The organism is Nostoc sp. DedSLP04 (assembly GCF_034530775.1).
Lineage (GTDB): Bacteria > Cyanobacteriota > Cyanobacteriia > Cyanobacteriales > Nostocaceae > Nostoc.
Map to the genome: position 1 here is coordinate 149,645 of NZ_JAVRCL010000009.1, position 18,952 is coordinate 168,596.

Annotated in this window: 11 protein-coding genes; 8 read left to right on the forward strand and 3 right to left on the reverse strand. The window is 41.5% G+C overall.

All coding sequences use genetic code 11. The features are described 5' to 3' along the window. The first annotated feature begins 79 nt into the window (after nucleotides 1-79). The 4 genes from RMX89_RS08065 to RMX89_RS08080 all read left to right on the forward strand — a co-directional run bounded on the left by RMX89_RS08065 (nucleotide 80) and on the right by RMX89_RS08080 (nucleotide 3,908). A complete protein-coding gene (locus RMX89_RS08065) occupies nucleotides 80-658 on the forward strand; it encodes a phycobiliprotein lyase (RefSeq protein WP_322682882.1) in 579 nt (192 codons plus the stop codon). A 210-nt stretch (nucleotides 659-868) separates the two neighbouring features. Then, nucleotides 869-1,603, forward strand: a complete 735-nt coding sequence (locus RMX89_RS08070) for a 15,16-dihydrobiliverdin:ferredoxin oxidoreductase (protein WP_194042363.1) — start codon at nucleotides 869-871, stop codon at nucleotides 1,601-1,603. 71 nt (nucleotides 1,604-1,674) lie between these two features. Further along, a complete protein-coding gene (locus RMX89_RS08075) occupies nucleotides 1,675-2,421 on the forward strand; it encodes a phycoerythrobilin:ferredoxin oxidoreductase (protein WP_322688563.1) in 747 nt (248 codons plus the stop codon). A 245-nt stretch (nucleotides 2,422-2,666) separates the two neighbouring features. After that, nucleotides 2,667-3,908: a M20 family metallopeptidase gene (locus RMX89_RS08080; RefSeq protein WP_322688564.1), complete on the forward strand. Its 1,242-nt coding sequence runs from the start codon at nucleotides 2,667-2,669 to the stop codon at nucleotides 3,906-3,908. Between the two features lie 130 nt (nucleotides 3,909-4,038). On the opposite strand, the gene RMX89_RS08085 is transcribed toward RMX89_RS08080, so the two are convergent. After that, nucleotides 4,039-5,589, reverse strand: a complete 1,551-nt coding sequence (locus RMX89_RS08085) for a HAMP domain-containing sensor histidine kinase (RefSeq protein WP_322688565.1) — start codon at nucleotides 5,587-5,589, stop codon at nucleotides 4,039-4,041. Between the two features lie 198 nt (nucleotides 5,590-5,787). After that, nucleotides 5,788-7,503, reverse strand: coding sequence for an ATP-binding protein (locus RMX89_RS08090; protein ID WP_322688566.1), 1,716 nt, complete (start codon nucleotides 7,501-7,503; stop codon nucleotides 5,788-5,790). Between the two features lie 950 nt (nucleotides 7,504-8,453). Here RMX89_RS08090 and RMX89_RS08095 point away from each other — a divergent pair. From RMX89_RS08095 to RMX89_RS08110, 4 genes are all read left to right on the forward strand, one after another. Next, a complete protein-coding gene (locus tag RMX89_RS08095; RefSeq protein ID WP_322684852.1) occupies nucleotides 8,454-9,272 on the forward strand; it encodes an SDR family oxidoreductase in 819 nt (272 codons plus the stop codon). Between the two features lie 42 nt (nucleotides 9,273-9,314). Then, the gene (locus RMX89_RS08100; RefSeq protein ID WP_322688567.1) at nucleotides 9,315-9,464 is read left to right on the forward strand and encodes a hypothetical protein; all 150 of its coding nucleotides are present in this window, start codon (nucleotides 9,315-9,317) and stop codon (nucleotides 9,462-9,464) included. A 302-nt stretch (nucleotides 9,465-9,766) separates the two neighbouring features. Further along, complete coding sequence (gene dnaK, locus RMX89_RS08105; protein ID WP_322684851.1) at nucleotides 9,767-11,695, forward strand: molecular chaperone DnaK; 1,929 nt, start codon at nucleotides 9,767-9,769, stop codon at nucleotides 11,693-11,695. A gap of 215 nt (nucleotides 11,696-11,910) precedes the next feature. Beyond that, nucleotides 11,911-12,549, forward strand: a complete 639-nt coding sequence (locus RMX89_RS08110) for an acetoacetate decarboxylase family protein (RefSeq protein ID WP_322688568.1) — start codon at nucleotides 11,911-11,913, stop codon at nucleotides 12,547-12,549. 44 nt (nucleotides 12,550-12,593) lie between these two features. On the opposite strand, the gene RMX89_RS08115 is transcribed toward RMX89_RS08110, so the two are convergent. Next, entirely contained in the window at nucleotides 12,594-18,704 is a 6,111-nt protein-coding gene (locus RMX89_RS08115; RefSeq protein WP_322688569.1) for a hypothetical protein, read from the reverse strand. Between the last annotated feature and the right edge of the window lie 248 nt (nucleotides 18,705-18,952).

Consider the following 18,952-nt stretch of genomic DNA (forward strand, 5'->3'; position numbering starts at 1 on the left):
ACTTTAGCTAAACCGGGACTTCATCTCATCACTCAGTATTAATAACGCCAAAATTTGATAAAACGAGGTTTCAAAACAGATGCATATAATACCGCCTTTGACAATGATCGACTTCTTCCGTAAAAGTGAGGGTACGTGGTTTACGGAACGCGCCGTTCATCATTTTGACTCGGCGGCGGATGAGTCGGGGGAGTCGAATTTGATTATAAAAGTCATGGAAAAGGACGATCCGAAAGTCCAAGAAGTTTGTAAAGCCCAAGGGATAGATCCTAATAAAGCAACAAGCGGTGCTAGCTTTGCATGGCAAGCTAACCTAGATACCAGGCTACCGAATACCGATAATGCAGCGATTTTGGTTGATGTTCCCGACGAAACGAGGCGTTCTGGAAAACTGATTCGCAACCAAGGCTATGTTGAGAGCATTCCGGTTGTGAGCCGATATCGATTTGCTGATGATGGAGTACTGACGATTGATACTGACTATGACAACAATCAAGGTCAGGAACGTTGTTGGTTTGTTACGGATGATTTTCGTGTCAGAGTCAGTACAGTACGAATGATGAACGGAATTAACTTGATGACTTATTGTTCGGAGCGTCGCTGTGTTTCCCAAGAAGTCTTGCAGCAAATGATCGGTCGCAATCATGCTAGGCGTTAGTGGGATTGGGGACTGGGGACTGGGGACTGGGAACTGGGAAAGAATTTTCTTAATTCCCAATGCCCAATGCCCAATGCCCAATCCCTAATCCCCAATCCCCAATCCCCAATCCCCAATTCCCCATTAAGGAATGTTGCTTTGTTTCTCATAAATGAGACGTGCGCGATCGCCATAACTTATTTTCATGCAAGGGTTAACAAATCATGCTCCATGTATAAGCCTTTCCTGGAATTTTTAGAAAAAGAGCTATTTCAGCGATTTGATTTACAAAGTAGGGTCATTCCCCCTGGTTTGGAATTCAAAGTTAGCGATCGCGGCAGAAACCCAGCAACTATTCGCAGTTGGTGTTACCAATCTCAAGAGTTGCGGAAAATTCGCTATACCTACATTGATGCTGGAGAAAGCGCTCAAATTTTTAACAGCGTAATTTATCCCAGTCACCACTACGATTTACCTCTGTTAGGGATTGATTTTTTATCCTTTGGAAAAGTCAAAAATCTGATTGTGCTTGATTTCCAGCCTTTATTTCAGGATGAAGATTATCAAAAAAAATATATAGTTCCGCTAAAATCTCTTCACGATAAATACCCGGATTTGGCACAAAATTTAGAAATGAAGTTTTACGATGCCAACCAGTATTTTTCTAAATATCTATTGTTTGCCAAAACCGACCCGGAAACAGTGGCAACACGAGTCTTTGAAGCTTTTCAGGATTATTTAAACTTGTATTGGCAAATGTTAGCCGATGCCAAACCGCTCCAAGACCCTGAAGATATCCAACGGATTGTCAAAGCCCAAAAAGACTATGACCAATATAGTGCAGACCGCGATCCAGCATCTGGTTTGTTTAGCAGTTACTTTGGTCATGAATGGGCAGAACGCTTTCTCCATGAATTCTTATTTGAAGATGCTGTTCCCCTAGCAGTCGGTGCCGGCAAAAGATAATTGGCATTGGGCATTGGGCATAGGGCATTGGGCATTGGGGATTATTAATTTTGAATTCGGAGCGAAGCGACGTGACACTCTATCAACCATTTCTCGATTATGCGATCGCCTATATGCGATCGCGTTTGGATTTACAGCCCTATCCTATCCCCACTGGATTTGAGTCCAAGAGTGCTGTTGTGGGCAAGGGAAAGAATCAGGAAGAAGTTGTCACCACCAGTTATGCCTTTCAAACTTCAAAATTGCGGCAAATTCGGGCAGCTCACGTACAAGGTGGCAATTCGCTGCAAGTGCTGAATTTTGTGATTTTTCCCCGCATCAACTACGATTTACCCTTTTTTGGGGCAGATTTGGTGACATTGCCAGGAGGACATCTAATTGCTTTGGATATGCAGCCCCTATTTCGGGACGATCTGGCATATCAAGCAAAATATACTGAACCAATTCTGCCCATTTTCCACGCCCATCAACAACATCTATCTTGGGGGGGAGATTTTCCCGAAGAAGCACAGCCCTTTTTCTCTCCCGCTTTTCTGTGGACTCGTCCCCAAGAAACGGCTGTAGTAGAAACTCAGGTGTTTGCTGCTTTCAAAGACTATTTGAAAGCTTATCTCGATTTCGTAGAGCAGGCAGAACCCATAACAGATTCCCAAAATTTAGTAGCCATAGAACAAGCCCAACTGCGATACCTGCGATATCGGGCTGAAAAAGACCCAGCGCGAGGGATGTTTAAACGCTTCTATGGTGCCGAATGGACTGAAGAGTATATCCACGGCTTTTTATTTGACCTAGAGAGAAAATTAACAGCTATCAACTAAAAACTTTTTGACCTCACTCAGTGCTGAGTAGAGTGTCAATGAAGACTCGTTCAAGTCACGTTAAACTAGGAAAATAATCTAACTTATACCAATTCCAAAAATTTTGCAGCAGATACCCCACCTGCGCTGACGCACATCCTCACCAATGTATTGAGGACGATTGGGAATGGGTCTTATCTATATAATATATGTTGCATTCGTTTTGAAATTGGTATCAGCTGTACTTAAACTAGTTTGTCTTTATAATGGTTTCCACCTTTCCCAATCCCGCTTCTGTCGATCTATCTCGCATCCGACTTTCGATCCGCTCATTGCAACCGCAATTAGTAGAGTGGCGGCGACGATTGCATCAACAACCAGAGTTGGGTTTTCAAGAAAAACTGACTGCTGAGTTTGTATCACAAAAGCTGCAAGAATGGGGAATTGAGCATCAAACTGGCATTGCCCATACTGGCATTGTTGCCACCATCAAAGGCAACAAACTTCCTGACTCGCGACTTCCGACTCCGCAAGTTTTAGCGATTCGCGCGGATATGGATGCTTTGCCAATCCAAGAACTCAATGAAGTGCCGTACAAATCGCAGCATGATGGAGTGATGCACGCTTGTGGACATGATGGACATACAGCGATCGCTTTAGGTACAGCTTATTATCTCCAGCAGCATCGCCAAGACTTCTCTGGTGTTGTAAAAATTATCTTTCAGCCAGCGGAAGAATCACCAGGAGGCGCAAAGCCGATGATTGAAGCTGGAGTTTTGACAAATCCTGATGTTGACGCGATTATTGGTTTGCACTTATGGAATAATTTGCCTTTAGGAACAGTGGGTGTGCGGGCTGGCGCATTGATGGCAGCTGTGGAATGCTTTAACTGCACAATTTTGGGCAAAGGTGGACACGGCGCACTACCTCATCAAACTGTTGACTCCATTGTTGTTGCTGCTCAAATCGTCAATGCTTTGCAAACCATTGTCGCTCGGAATATTAATCCCATTGATTCAGCAGTAGTAACAGTGGGAGAACTTCACGCTGGAACCAAACGCAATGTGATTGCTGATACAGCGAGAATGAGTGCCACTGTCAGGTATTTTAATCCTAGTTTGAAAGGCTTTTTTAACCAGCGTGTCGAGCAAATTATTGCTGGAATTTGTCAGAGTCATGGTGCAAATTATGACTTAGAATATTGGTCACTTTATCCACCAGTAATTAATGATATTAAAATAGCAGAACTAGTGCGATCTGTAGCAGAACAAGTGGTAGAAACTCCTGTGGGTATCGTACCAGAATGTCAAACTATGGCTGCTGAAGATATGTCATTTTTCTTAGAAGAAGTTCCTGGTTGTTATTTCTTTCTGGGTTCTGCTAATCCCGCGAAAGACTTAGCATATCCCCATCATCATCCTCGGTTTGATTTTGACGAAACCGCCTTGGCAATGGGTGTGGAAATATTTGTTAGATGTGTGGAAAAGTACTTTGTTTCATGTCATTAGTCATTAGTAATTAGTAATTAGTCATTAGTCATTAGTCCGTTGTAGTCACAAATGACAAAGGACAAGGGACAAATGACCAAGGACGACCATAACAAAAATGTTCGCAATCTGATTTAGGATGGCTATATCTCTAATTCGTGACTATCGGTTTCTGTTTATTGCTAACTTCTAAAGGTAGGAAAATCGTCATCACTTCCCCATAGTGTGGACGCTGGCGCACAATTAGTTTGCCACCGATCGCCTGAAACAAATGCTTGGTTGCAGCGATATTCAAACTAATCGTGCCTGTTTCTGGTTGAAACATCAGCAGTTGACCGAGAGCTTTGCGAATTGGTGGCGTTGCAGGTATGGTGGCTTTATTTGAATCTTTGCATCGGAATTGCGGCGATAATTGTAACTTCAGTTGATCTCCTGCGGGGATAACTTGTACTTGAATATGGCTGCCAGCCGGTAAGCTGCGAGTAAAATTTTCCATCAAACCAGTGAGAACCCGATCCAGCATGGTGGGATTGCTCACTACTGTTGGTAGTTGCTGGGGTAAAACAACATTCAAAGTTAAGTTACGGCGATGCGCTGCTTGTTCCCAACGGGGAATGCTCTGCTGCAACACTTGATCTAAAGACATCGGTGTGAGTTGAGTTTTTGACGATTTTGCTGAGGCAGTAGTTTCTAGTTCTGCGGCCTTAAACAGCAATTCCATACGGTCAATTTGCTCTGTACACTCGTGATCGATAATTTTTAAGCGATTGATCGCGCTAGCATCTAAGTCTCGCCGCTTCAACAGCAGACGAGTCATGGTGCGAATAGTTGTTAAAGGTGTACGGACTTCGTGAGCAAAAGCTTGGAGCAATTCTACATCAGGATTTGAGGATTGGACATTAGCCATCCCTTCGGCTTTGCTTAGGGCAACTGGGCATTCAGGATTGGGGAAAACTTTTCTCCCCTGCTCCCCTGCTCCTCTGCTCCCCCGGTTACTGAGCGCAGTCGAAGTATGCTCCCCTGCTTCTTCCCCAGTCCCTAGTAAAAAGTCTCTAGTCTCTTCTGGTTCTGTTAATTCCTGAAGTAATAACTGACTAAAGTGGATCATCATGCGGTAGTCTGGTGCTACCGGAGAATACTGTTCTACTAATGCGTCCAGGCGGGCGAAAAATTCTGGATTAGCCAGCATTACCCGTGCCCCTAGCGATCGCCAAGCCTGCTGCACTATCTCTGGCTCAAAAGAAAATGAAAAAGTTTTTTTACCGTTTTTGTGGGTTGTTAAAACTAGTACTAATCTGAATTTATCTGTAAAAACCAAGCAAAATTGTTCTGCTCCGAGCGGATCGGCAGGTAGTAAAGGAAGTACCGATTCATTAGGAGCAATATCTTCATTGACAGACGCAATTGCACCTGGCATCTGAAATGGCATCAGCGCCAAAGGGTTAAATGGTTTTGCTGTAAAAGTTACTGTTTGTAAACTTTGAGTCAATTTTGGTTGACTAAACAAGGGTGCTGGTGCAGCTAAAACTAATCCTTGGGTTGTGTCAACTGAAGGGTCTGCTAAAGTATTTAATAGCAAATGTTCTGTCGCTGCGAGGCTGATACGCCACTGCTGCTCTGCTTTAGCAGGTGAACATTCTGCCACACTTGATTGATTTTGGGCCAAGATTTCGCTCAGGCTTGGCAATATCCATTGGTACACAGGCTTTCACCCCTTAATTCAAGAGCGACTAACAGCGTCTAGGTTAGACATTTCACTACTATCTAAGAGGTTATAGCTATTTGTATACTGATGACAGTGGTAGAACCGAACAATTCAGGGGCAATTACCCTCTAACTGCGATGTCTATGACGGGCTATGCTTACGCACTTAGAGGTTGAAAAACATTAGCACTGACTTTTACCGATAGGCGTGGCGATCGCCAACTGATGAATGTGCTGGTTTCGCTACTCGAATTGGGATTGTAATTACAAACTCTGCACCTTGTCCCGGTGATGAAATACATTGCAAAGATCCACCATGCTTATCTGTAATTATCTGGTAGCTAATCGATAAGCCCATACCAGTCCCTTTGCCAACTGGTTTTGTGGTGAAAAAAGGGTCAAATAAACGCGACTGGATTTCTTCTGAAATTCCTACCCCATTATCAACAATCCGAATAATTATATTTTCATTTACCTGAAGAGAAGAAATGCGAATCAAGGGATTTGGACAAAGTTCTTTTTGGAAACAATCTTCTAAAGCATCGATCGCATTTGTCAAGATGTGCATAAATACCTGGTTCATTTGCCCTGCAAAACACTGGATTTGAGGTATTTCACCATATTCTTTAATCACTTTAATTTCAGGGCGATTATTTTGTAGTTTCAGACGGTGTTGCAAAATTAATAGAGTACTGTCGATTCCTTCATGGAGATCGGCCGTTTTGAACTCAGCTTCATCCAAACGAGAGAAAATTCGGAGACTGAGAACAATTTCCCGAATGCGTTTAGCCCCCATCTTCATTGAGGTTAACATCTTAGGCAAATCTTCTATTAGGTACTCAATATCTGCTTCTTCGTTAGCATTTTGAATTTCTGGCTCTGGGTTGGGATAATGATTTTGATAAAGCTTAATTAACAGCAGCAGTTGTTGAGTGTAATCATCAGTGTGTTGCAGATTGCCGTAGATAAAATTAACTGGATTGTTGATTTCATGGGCAACTCCTGCTACTAGTTGACCCAGACTCGACATTTTTTCAGATTGAATTAATTGGATTTGGGTTTTTTGCAGGTCTTTCAGAGCTTGCTGAAGTTCTGCTTCTGTCTGCTGACGCTCAACAATCTCGTCTCGTAATTGTTCGTTGGCATTGACCAATTCATCTCTGGAATGTTGCAGATCGTCCGCCATTTTGTTGAACGAGGTAGCTAACTCGCCAATCTCATCCTGGGAGCAAATATTAACTCTGGTATTCAGCTTACCTTCAGACAGATTTACCACAGCTTGCTGGAGTTGTTTAATCGGTTTTGAAATGCTTCTAGAGATCAAATAGCCTACTAATAGTGCGAGTATGCCACATGCCAAACTGATAACTGACGTGGCAACAATATTTTTATGGGCTGTTGCTAGGGCTGCTTCATAAAGCGGTGTATATTCCAGAATGACTGCACCAATTCTTTCACCCTTGCCAGTCTTAAAAGGAACAGCAATCAATCGAATCCCATTTGGGTACTCAGGACTGAACTCAATATATGTTCTTGGTATACCATCTTGAATAGTTTTACCAACTTCATTATTGCGATCGCGATCTAATCGCGTACCAATGTCTTCTGGAACTACATCTGCCAAAATGATTTTATTGCGGTCTACAATCTCCAGATCGCGCTGACGTCTCTTGTGTAGCGAGATAACATGGTCTTGCAATTCCGCTAACATCTTATCTCGCGATTCCATTTCGTGGTATTCATCAAGTTCATGACTTACGAAATATGCTACTAGTCCAGCAACTTCTTCAGCCTCTTGTTGAGCAATATACTTAGCTATTTTCAATTGTTGATGGGCATTAATCGCACCAGTAATTACTGAGAGAGTCGCTATTCCTAGAATTCCCGAAATTAATTTCTGACTAATTTTCATTCCTTGCTCGAAACCTCAAGTACTGGCTACTGCGCTAATTCAGTTCTAGGGAATTTGCGCTTTTCCTAAAATTCCCAGATGTGTGCCTGAAAGCTACAGAGTCAAGAGCCATTAGCCAAATCTTTAATCTGGTTCCTTTTTGATGATGTGGATTACCGATAGCGTACCCCTGCGGCGAAACGACGCGTAGCGTCTTTGACAGGAGAAGCGGGAACGCACTAAAGGTAGCCTTATCCAGTACAATCTTGTCACCTTCAGAACTATTAAAGTCAGTAATAGTATCAACACCAACAACAGTAGACATATCCGCAAATTAGCAAATGTATGCTAGGAATAGGTTTTAACCATTATTTGGGGCTGGCGATCGCTGACAATAGTTTGAGGATAGAATCAGGGTTTTAAGGCGAAGAGTCACATTTTTCTCAAAATTTTTATCCCAAATACAATTAAATATCTTTAATTTTAAATAGCTCTTTTTAACTATTAAAACATAATAAAAATACCTAGTTAATTCGTAGGTATTTCTATAGGCTGTTCTGCGCTATCTACAATTAATTTGTATTCTAATAAACCTCTTGCATAAGTCGAATAAACCCCCTTTATCCCCCCGATATATTGGCGGTAAACTTAAAATCTTGCCCCCTCCCCTTCACAAGGGGAGGGTTGGCAGGGTGGTTTCATACAACGAGAGAAAAACTAAAAATGGGTTTCAAAGCCTCTCCCCGAAGCGGAGAGAGGTTTGGAGAGGGGTCAAAATCTATCGTTATACATGAAAAATCAAGACTTATATATTTTTCTTTTTTCGTATGAAACCACCCTGCTTCACAAGGGGAGGTTGGGGAGGGGTGATTCAAGGATTTTTGCAAGAGGTCTAATAATGATTGGCACAGCCTCTCGTAGACATCGTATTTTTTAGGTAGATTAACAATAGACTATCTCAAGGGCACTTTATGACTTCTTTTGATTCAGCTAAAGATTTAATACTAGTTGCTGGTGCTACAGGTGGAGTCGGGCAATTAGTGGTAGGCAAGTTACTCGAAAAGGGTTTAAAAGTTCGCGTTCTGACACGCAATGCTGCAAAAGCTGAAGAGATGTTTAACCAGAGAGTGGAAATTGCCGTTGGTGACATTCGCCAGCCACCTACACTGCCAGCTGCAATGCCAGGTGTTACTCACATCATAAATTGTACTGGAACTACTGCCTTTCCCTCTGCGCGATGGGAGTTTGACGAAACCCCGAACTTGATTGAATGGGGAATTATTTTCTTTAATCCCAAATCTAGTGAAGCAAAAGCAAAGAATAGTCCGACAAAGATTGATGCTCAAGGTGTCAGCAATCTAGTAGCAGCAGCACCCCAGAATTTGAAGCGATTCGTTTTCGTCTCTTCTTGTGGAATTCTCCGTAAAAATCAGTTTCCTTTTAGTATTCTTAATAGTTTTGGCGTGTTGGATGCTAAACAAAAGGGTGAGGAGTCCATTATTAATTCAGGATTGCCCTACACCATTATTCGCCCAGGACGCCTTATTGACGGCCCCTATACCTCATACGACCTCAACACCCTCCTGAAGGCAAAAACTGGGGGTAAATACGGTGTGGTCATAGGCACTGGTGATACCCTTTCGGGTGATGCCAGCCGGATTGATGTTGCAAACGCCTGTGTAGAATGCCTTTTTCAGCCAAATAGCTCTAGGAAAATTTTTGAAATAGTCAACCAAGGACAAAGACCACCTGTGATTGCCTGGGAAACTCTTTTTTCTGGGCTTAAGTAACTACTGAGTCTTTAGTATTGAGTACTGAGTGTTGAGTGCTAAGTGCTAAGTGCTAAGTGCCAAGTGCTGAATGCTGATGCTGAGTTATTATTCTCTTCCATGCCCCATGCCCCATCCCCAATCCCCAATGCTTCTGTACTTTATTGCCTCAAAAGACGGCAAACACCACTCAGACGTTACGGTTCACCCTAATTACTGAAAGTATTAATTCTTCTACATTAGACAGAGTGAAGACAAATTAATCCATGAACCAACTAAAAACAAAATTTAGTTAGTTTAACCGTCCCAAGTAAGGTTCGGGAAACCACCCTTCATGGACTGGCTACCACTAAGCTTCAGTATATATATCAGCATAGTCTGGAGTTTTAACCCCAGGAAAGCCAAATTAAAGGTATTCATGCTGAACTGGCTGATTTCTTGACCCTGTTGGTTCAAAATTTAGTGCTTTATATTCTCATTCATTCATTTGTAGTTATACGGAGCCAGCACCTAAAATGGCAAAAGTAGTTGGAATTGACTTAGGAACAACGAACTCCTGCGTGGCAGTGATGGAAGGTGGTAAACCCACAGTAATTGCTAATGCTGAAGGTTTTCGGACAACGCCATCAGTAGTCGCATTTGCGAAAAATGGCGACAACTTGGTTGGCCAAATCGCAAAACGCCAAGCGGTGATGAACCCCGAAAATACGTTTTACTCAGTCAAACGCTTTATCGGTCGCCGCTACGATGAAGTGGGTAACGAAGCTACAGAAGTTTCTTACAAAGTTCTTAGCAGCAACGGCAATGTCAAATTAGATTGTCCAATAGCTGGTAAACCGTTTGCTCCTGAAGAAATTTCTGCAAAAGTTCTTCGCAAATTAGTTGAAGATGCCAGCAAATACCTGGGTGAAACTGTAACCCAAGCTGTAATCACTGTTCCTGCATACTTCAACGACTCGCAACGGCAAGCGACAAAAGACGCTGGTAAAATTGCCGGGATTGAAGTTCTGCGGATTATCAACGAGCCGACAGCCGCTTCTTTGGCTTATGGATTTGACAAGAAGAGTAACGAAACCATCCTAGTATTTGACCTTGGTGGTGGTACTTTCGACGTATCCGTGCTGGAAGTAGGAGACGGAGTTTTTGAAGTACTAGCTACATCTGGTGATACCCACCTTGGTGGTGACGACTTTGACAAAAAAATAGTTGATTTCTTAGCTGAGAAGTTCAAGAAAGCTGAAGGTATTGACCTACGGAAAGATAAACAAGCCTTACAACGTCTGACGGAAGCTGGAGAAAAAGCCAAAATTGAGCTTTCTAGCGTTACCCAAGCAGAAATCAACCTACCATTTATCACTGCAACCCAGGATGGGCCCAAGCACCTGGATACAACGCTGACTCGCGCCCAGTTTGAAGAACTTTGCTCTGACTTAATCGACCGTTGTCGTATTCCTGTAGAAAACGCCCTTCGGGATGCCAAGTTAAACAAAGGCGATATTGATGAAGTGGTGTTAGTTGGTGGTTCTACGCGGATTCCCGCAGTCCAACAGATTGTGAAGCAGGTATTGGGTAAAGACCCCAACCAAAGCGTGAACCCTGATGAAGTTGTAGCAGTTGGTGCAGCCATTCAAGCTGGAGTACTGGCTGGTGATGTAACTGGCATCTTGCTGTTAGACGTGACACCCCTATCTTTGGGTGTGGAAACATTGGGCGGTGTGATGACCAAAATTATCCCCCGCAACACCACAATTCCCACCAAGAAATCGGAAGTCTTCTCCACTGCTGTGGATGGACAAACCAACGTAGAAATTCACGTCCTCCAAGGTGAACGCGAATTCTCTAACGATAACAAGAGTTTGGGAACCTTCCGTCTCGATGGTATTCCTCCTGCACCACGTGGCGTTCCTCAAATTGAAGTGGTGTTCGATATTGACGCTAACGGTATCCTTAACGTCACCGCTAAGGACAAAGGTACTGGTAAAGAACAGTCCATCAGCATAACTGGCGCTTCTACCCTGGATAAAAATGACGTTGACCGGATGGTAAGAGAAGCTGAACAAAATGCTTCATCTGACAAAGAACGGCGTGAGAAGATTGAACGCAAGAACCAAGCCGATTCTTTGGCATACCAAGCTGAAAAGCAGTTACAAGAATTGGGCGATAAAGTTCCCGAAGCTGACAAGACTAAAGTCGAAGGTTTAGTGAAAGAACTGCGGGAAGCTGTTGCTAAAGAAGACGATGAGCAAATTAAAAAGCTCACCCCAGAATTGCAACAAGCGTTATTCGCTGTTGGTAGCAACATCTATCAACAAGCTGGTGCTAGTGCCAGTGCTGGCGCTGGTGCTGGTGCTACATCTGGTGGTGAACCTCAAGATAGTAGCAGTTCTTCTAGTTCTAGTAACGGCGACGATGTGATTGACGCTGATTTTACAGAGAGCAAATAATTCCTCTACTTTCTTTTGAGAAGATTGTTTTGTTCGACCTCATATTACCCACTCAGACAAATGCCTGAGTGGGGATTTTTTTTTAGGAGTTAGAGGTTAGAAGTTAGGAGTTAGGAGTTTGAAGTCTCGAGTTAGAGTAGAACTAATATTAGTAACTCTTGCTCTTAATTCTTAACTTTATTCCTAACTCCTCACTCTCTATTCCTAACTCCCTTATGCCATATCCACAAGCACCTTGGACACTCCAAGGCTATGCCATCCAAACTTTGCATTTGGTAAATATTGACCAAGTGCGCCCTTTGATTCCCTTAGAGTTAGAAATTATTTCTGTATGGCCTGGTAAAACTCTCGCTAGCGTGTATTTATCTCATTATGGGTCAGGCTCAGTACTGGAGTATAGTGAGTTAATTGTTGTCCCAGCTTTGGTTAATTACCAAAGAAAAATCGGTGGTTGGGTTTCCCACATTTATGTAGATAATGCTGATTCGGTGGCTGGCGGTCGAGAAATTTGGGGGCTACCAAAGGAACTAGCTAAGTTTACCTGGGAACAAGGAAAGTATGTTACTGTGCATCAGGAAAACCGGAAGTTGTGTAGTCTTAAGTATAATCAACAAAGTTTGGCATGGAGACAGTGGTTAAGTGCCTCTAGTTTCAGCGTCAAGGGTAGTGATTTGCTGATGTTCCCTGCTGAAGTTGAATCTGTGTTGGGTTTGATTGGTTCTAAGTTAGAAATCCCGGACGAAAGTCCTTTTTCTGGAATCGGTTTAGGTCAGCCTTGGTTAACTGTGCGGTATGAGCAAATGAGTTTGCGGGTTGATGCGCCAAAAGTGGTAGGTCAATCAATTTTAAATTAATTTAAAGGTGTTTTATTTTACTCAAAATAAGACACCTTGAGCTTTCACTTTTTTTTGTAGATGTCGTCACAGAGAGAGCGATCGCTCTCTGCTTTTGGGTTATTCTTCAGATAATCATGCGCCTCATCACAACCGCGTTTGAGAAGTTGATTTAAGTCAAAATCCCAAACCAAAATTTCCTTACCGCCAGATGCAATACTCTTACCATCTGGACTAAAATTGACATCAGTGTTGCCAAAGCGCTCATAAGTTGTCAGTAAAGTACCATCAATACTCCAGAGTTTCACTTTTGTCACACCAGCTGAGGCAATTATTTTGCCATCTGGGCTGAAACTGATTTTGCTAACAGGCTCATCAGCATTTAAAGTAGCTGAACTTTTACTATTTTTGTTATCTAAACTCCAGAGTTTTATGGTATTGTCTTGACTGGCAGAGGCAATAGTTTTACCATCAGGGCTGAAACTCACACTTGTTACCTTATTACCATGCTCTTCAAAAGATTTAATTACTTTGCCATCGGGTTGCCAGACTTTAACGGTTTTGTCATCACTTGCTGAGGCAATTAGCTCACCATTTGGGCTAAAACTGACACTATTGACCTTGTTTTTATGTCCAGTGAAAGTGTAGACCAGAGTACCATCACCCCGCCAAAGTTTCACTGTGTTGTCGTCACTTGCTGAAGCAATCATCCCACTCTTGGGGCTGATACTTAAACTATTTACCCAATTTTTATGCCCTAGCAAAGTCTTTAATAGTCGAGGTTGCTTGCCTGATTGTTCAGGAAATTGCCAGAGTTTTACTACGTCATCACTCCCATAAATTGCTATTTTATTGCTATTAGGGATAGGCTCTATACTTTCAACTCGATTATTTTGTTCCTTAATAGTCTTTAAAAGTTTTACTTCTGCCTTAGTCTTACTATTAATTCCCCAGAATTGCACTTCATTCTTATTAATGCGGATAGCTAAGGTTTGACTATCTGAACCGAAACTCAGCGGGGGTTGGTCTTCGCAGAAATTTTCATCACCAAACTGCTCAATACTTTTATCAGGAAGACACAGGAAATTTTTGAGGAAAGTCCCGTCAATCCGCCAGAGTTCTACGTTACCAAAACCTGTGTATATAGCTAATATTTGACTATCTGGGCTGAACCTAACATATGATGAATTATTGCTGAAATTTGCTTTTTCACTTTTTACTTGAATAGTTCTAATTGGTATGCCATTACGCTTCCAAAGCTTTACTTTGTTATCGCTTTCAACAGTGACCAAAATCTGGTAATCATGGCTAAGACTATTTAGTCTTTTATCAAAAGTTGAGATAAGAGAACCATCACGCCTCCAAAAAAACAATTTTTTATATAGATTATTGTAACCAATTATTATCTGACTATCAGGTAGAAAACCTGAGGCAAAGAGGCTTTTATCCTTGTTCTGAAGCTTTGCCAGGAAAGTGCCATCCATGCGCCATAATTCTACTAGTGTCCCCTCAGCCTCATTTTGCCCTGGATTGCTAATAGCTATTATCTCCCCATCAGAGCTAAAATTTACTGACATTTCCTGAGCAGATTTCAGATTTTTAATTAATTTACCGTCCTTACCCAGAAATTTTACAGTGTTATAGCTGTCCAAAATAGCCAACGTTTTGCTATTACGACTGAAACCGATATTTTGGATATTACCATTAAGGGTGGTAATAAGTGTTCCATTACGACGCCAAAGTTTGATAGTTTTATTTTCACTAGCTGTGACAATAGTTTCTTGATCTGGGCTGAAGTTAATCTGAGATACTTTATTGAGTCCATTAAGGGTAGTAATAAATGTTCCATTGCGACGCCAGAGTTTGATAGTTTTATCTTCACTAGCTGTGGCAAGAATTTCTCCATTTAGACTGAAGCTAATCTGATATACCTTATCTTTATGACCTTGGAGAATTTTAATTAGCCTGCCATTAGTTGAGGATAGTTCTACAGTATTATCATTCCTTACTAGAGCAATTGTTTGTTTATCGGGGCTGAAACTACCATCAATAAATTTATCCTGGTAATTTTTAACAAAAGTACCATTCTGCTGCCAAAGTTGCAATGTGCTAATCTGACTGGCAGAAACCAATTTATGGGTATCGGTACTAAAAATTATTTTTGAATTACTTTCTGGCAAGGTTGTCTTTAGAATACCATTACGTTGCCACAGTTTTACTTCTTTATTATTAATAGAGGCAACTATCTGCTCATTGGGACTGAAACCGACTTCATTCACTTCACCCGAATCAGTTCCATGAGAAGTTTGAAAATTTCTGTTTTCCAAACTCCAGAGTTTTACAGTTTTGTCCTCGCTTCCAGAAGCGAGCATCTTACCATCAGGGCTGAAGCTAACACTAGTGACTGTATTTCTATGTCCTGTGAAATTAAAGTCAACTGTGTCTTCAGTGTCAATCTTTAAACTTGATGCGCTTAGAGTTTGCTCGGAGAAGTTAGCCCTGTAAATAATCTGACCATCACGGCTAAAAACTAGACTTTCGCTATTAGCAGCAAAAACAAACGACTTAATAAAATAGCCGTCAAGACGTCTTAGTATAATATCACCGTTATTTTGTATAACAATAGTTTTACCATCGGGGCTAAAACTAACTCTATCACCTGCACGATTCAATGTTTTGAATGCTTTACCATCCATACTCCATAATTTGATCATCTTATCTTCTTCGCTAGCAGAAGCAATTATCTTCTCATCAGGGCTGAAGCTGACACTGCTAATGCTCTGCTTATGTCCTCTGAAAATTTTGATTTCTTGGCCATCCAACTTCCAAAGTCTTAAAGTTTTGTCCTTACTACCAGAAATCACTTTCTGACCATCGGGGCTGAAGCTAAAGCTAGTAATCTCGTCTTCATGTCCTTTGAAGGTGGTAATTTCTTTACTTTCTAACCTCCACAATTTAAAAGTTTTATCTTCACTTGCAGTAAGTATGTTTTGACTGTTGGGACTGAAGCAAAGCCTAGTAATCTTCTTTTCGTGAGCTTTAAAATCCTTGATTTTTCTACCATTGCGATTCCAAATTATCACCATGCCATCTGCACTACCAGAAGCTATCATCTTACCATCAGGACTAAAACTAACGCTCGTGACAGTATCACTATGTCCTTCTAAGCTGTTACGCTCTTTTATGGTATAAACTGCATCTTGTAATGCAGTCTTTACTTGCATTTCAGTTTCGGGTTTTACTCCAACTGACCACCACTGTTGTAGTCGTTTACCTGCTTTTATACTTTTGACCAGTGCCTCTAAATCTTGATTCGATTTTAGTAGCCCTTTTGCTTCTGTACTTGTAGATAAGAGTTGGGTATTGTTCTGACTTATCAACACCACAGGTAAGAACATTGTTAATGCTCCAGCTATCGTTCCTAGTGATACTTTCCAAAGCAATCCGCGACGTGTTTCTAGTAATTGCTGCTTAAGAACTTCATTCAGCTTTGCTTCTGTTAGCCTTCGTTGTTCTCTCTCCTTTTCCAACTCAGCAATTAATCTAGCTGATTGTTGCTGGCGCACAAATGGCACTAAATAATCATGTACTAGTTGATAGCGGTCAGAAGGTGATGCTGGCACCCTTAGCACTAACCCCGATTTCACTAATATTTCTAAAACTAAGTCAAGTTTTTCAGTTTTTACATCTAACTCTAATTCTAAATCAGCACGAGTTTTTAAAGGACGGGTATTCTTTTCATCTGTGAGTAAATATAAAACTAGTTTGGCTATCTGTTCATTATCAGAACCGCAGTCTTGGACAATTTCTTCTAAAAATCGCCCAACAAACTTTTCTTTAGGGCCATGTTGCTGATACTGTTCTAGCTTCGTTATTTTTTCTGTTTGTAATTGCGCTCCTACTACTTGCAATTCAATGGGGCGTACTTCGCCTAAGTCTCTAGCTAAATCCTTTACCAATTCATCAATTAATGGTGCTTCTAAAACTGACTGGCTTTTTTGAGTTAAGTTTTGAATAATTAATTTAGCGTCTTCTAATGAAAAGTTATCCAAATGATAAAGAATATCTTTATCTAAAATATTGTTACTAATAACATCAAAGTTTGCCAGCCGATTATTGCATTCTAATAAATAATGTAGATAATCTTCGCGTAAAGACAAGATAACCTTTATATAAGGTATATCTAAACAATCACGTAAAAATTCGTAAAACTTTCGTCTATTACTTGGATCGTTATAAATGAAGAAAAATTCTTCAAATTGATCGAAGATTAAAACTGTCAGCAGGTTATAATCATCATGCTTTTCTAATTGGTTGAGAATAGACTTTTCTCCTGCTGTGTCTTCTCTGAAGGGAGGAGAGTATTCATAGCTTCTGCCTTCATAAGGAATGCGCGGTAAGTCAGAAATAGCATCTCGTAAACGGTTGCCTAATTCTATAATCCAATCTGGATAAACTTGCTGTAAAACAGGCAAAACATCACGAATACCAATGGATCTCTGTTTCAATGCCGGGATTAATCCAGCCTGTAAAATTGAACTTTTACCAACACCTGATTGCCCATGAATAATTGTTAGTTTGCGGTCATGTTGACCCATGCGCTCAATCAGGCGATTAATATCTTGCTGTCTTCCAGAAGCAGCGATTTCTGTGGCTACTGTTTCTTGTTGTTCAACGGATGCTAAAGCTGGGTTATTTACTGTTTGTTGTGCTTGTAACCTACCTGCACCAATGAAAGCACGGAAACCATATTGCTGTTCAAGCGATCGCTGTTCTTGTTTAAGATGAAATGCAGTTCCATATTCACCTTTTTTAAAGTAGTTTGCTCGTAACTCTGCCAAAATCTGAATGTAAAGCTCTGGATCGTATTGTGCTTTGGTTTCTGCTTTGGCAGTTTCTAAGGTTTGCAGTGCTGCTTCTGGTTGATTGAGTGCAGATTGCGATCGCGCTAACGCAAACAAATACCAACCTTGATGATACGACCTTTCCCAATCTAAATCTGCTTTCATCTCCTCTGAGACTGGCGCAGATGTATCTATTTGCACGCTATCCAGCAGAGAAAGCGCTTGTTCGGCTGTTTGCTTTGCCTCATTCCAAGCAAATTTAGCAATTAGCACCTCAGCCAGAAAGCTATAAGCTCTGGCTAGTTTAAACTGATTAGGATAGGTTTGATGTAACACAATTGCTTTGTTAGCAACAGCCTCCAACTCTTCCCACTGTTGCAAATCTTGCAATACAGAACCCAAAGCGTTGATAAATTTTGCTACCAAATCTTGGCGATTAGCTTGCTCAAATACCTGAATACATTCTTGAAAATAATCTTTAGCAAAACCAATAGCACGATCGCGTTCGGGGTGATGTAACACTGCATAGGTACGCCACCAAAGTCCTAGAGAGTAAAGTAAACAGGCGCGTCGTTCTAGGAAGCGGGGTGATGGAGAATCGTTGACAAAAAGAGCTAAACTACGCTCGTAATATTGCCCTGACAATTCCAGTGAACTAGAATTCGCCCGACCTAGCATAAATTCTAAACTCGCTTCCAGTTCTGGATTCAAACTCAAACGACGATTTTGTAAATCATGCCATGCTGACTCCAACTCAACTCGGCGTGGAGAGCCAACTTGTAAATTCAGCGCCGTACTATCGAGATATCTGCCTGCACCAGCCGCTAAAACTTTTTCAAAGACTTCATCAGCAGTTTGCTGGATAAAATCAATTAAATCATCAGTAGCGATCGCAAATTCAACGATAGTACTCCAACTGTGTAAATCTGGTGCTAATCGCATGAGTTTGTGCAGCACGTCATCCGTTACCCACAACACCAACGGAAAGTGAAAATTTTTTCTAAACTCCTCCCTGACCTGATTAGCACCACTCAGCACTTGTTCTAGCTTGCTGACCGATTCTAAACCAGATACTACCAGCGCCTGGGGATGCTCAGAACCGAGTAAATTTTGGATAGTCTGGAAAAATGTTTTAATCGATTTATCCAAAACTATCTCTCGAATTTTCAAATCGCTCGATGCTTGCAGACTTTGTACCAAACGCCTTCGCAAACTAGCTCCATTACAAAGTGCCAAAATCAGGGAAAATTCTTCTTGAGAAGTAGCGATCGCCCATATTAATTCTTGTAAAGAATTTTCGTTGTTGGTTGCGAGTGGCTGTAGATCACTCATGACTAGACCTCGCTTTCTAGATGCTACGGTGTACACACAAGTTACATTACCCCCCTTAATCCCCCCTTGGTAAGCTAAACCACATTTAGTTTGCATAATCTGAAATTGTACATTTCTTGTGGGGTGGGCGTCTCGCCCGCCCAATATATGCAATTTTTATGTGGAACAGCTTAAGATTGAATTCGGGTGGTCGTTTATTGAATTCGGGTGGTCGTTTATTGAATTCGGGTGGTCGTTTATTGAATTCG

Bases quoted from the DNA above. Each gene is read 5' to 3' on its own strand.
- RMX89_RS08115 (WP_322688569.1), bottom strand. From the start codon at position 18,704: ATGAGTGATCTACAGCCACTCGCAACCAACAACGAAAATTCTTTACAA.
- RMX89_RS08095 (WP_322684852.1), top strand. From the start codon at position 8,454: ATGACTTCTTTTGATTCAGCTAAAGATTTAATACTAGTTGCTGGTGCT.
- RMX89_RS08065 (WP_322682882.1), top strand. From the start codon at position 80: ATGCATATAATACCGCCTTTGACAATGATCGACTTCTTCCGTAAAAGT.
- RMX89_RS08070 (WP_194042363.1), top strand. From the start codon at position 869: ATGTATAAGCCTTTCCTGGAATTTTTAGAAAAAGAGCTATTTCAGCGA.
- RMX89_RS08090 (WP_322688566.1), bottom strand. From the start codon at position 7,503: ATGAAAATTAGTCAGAAATTAATTTCGGGAATTCTAGGAATAGCGACT.
- dnaK (WP_322684851.1), top strand. From the start codon at position 9,767: ATGGCAAAAGTAGTTGGAATTGACTTAGGAACAACGAACTCCTGCGTG.
- RMX89_RS08080 (WP_322688564.1), top strand. From the start codon at position 2,667: ATGGTTTCCACCTTTCCCAATCCCGCTTCTGTCGATCTATCTCGCATC.
- RMX89_RS08110 (WP_322688568.1), top strand. From the start codon at position 11,911: ATGCCATATCCACAAGCACCTTGGACACTCCAAGGCTATGCCATCCAA.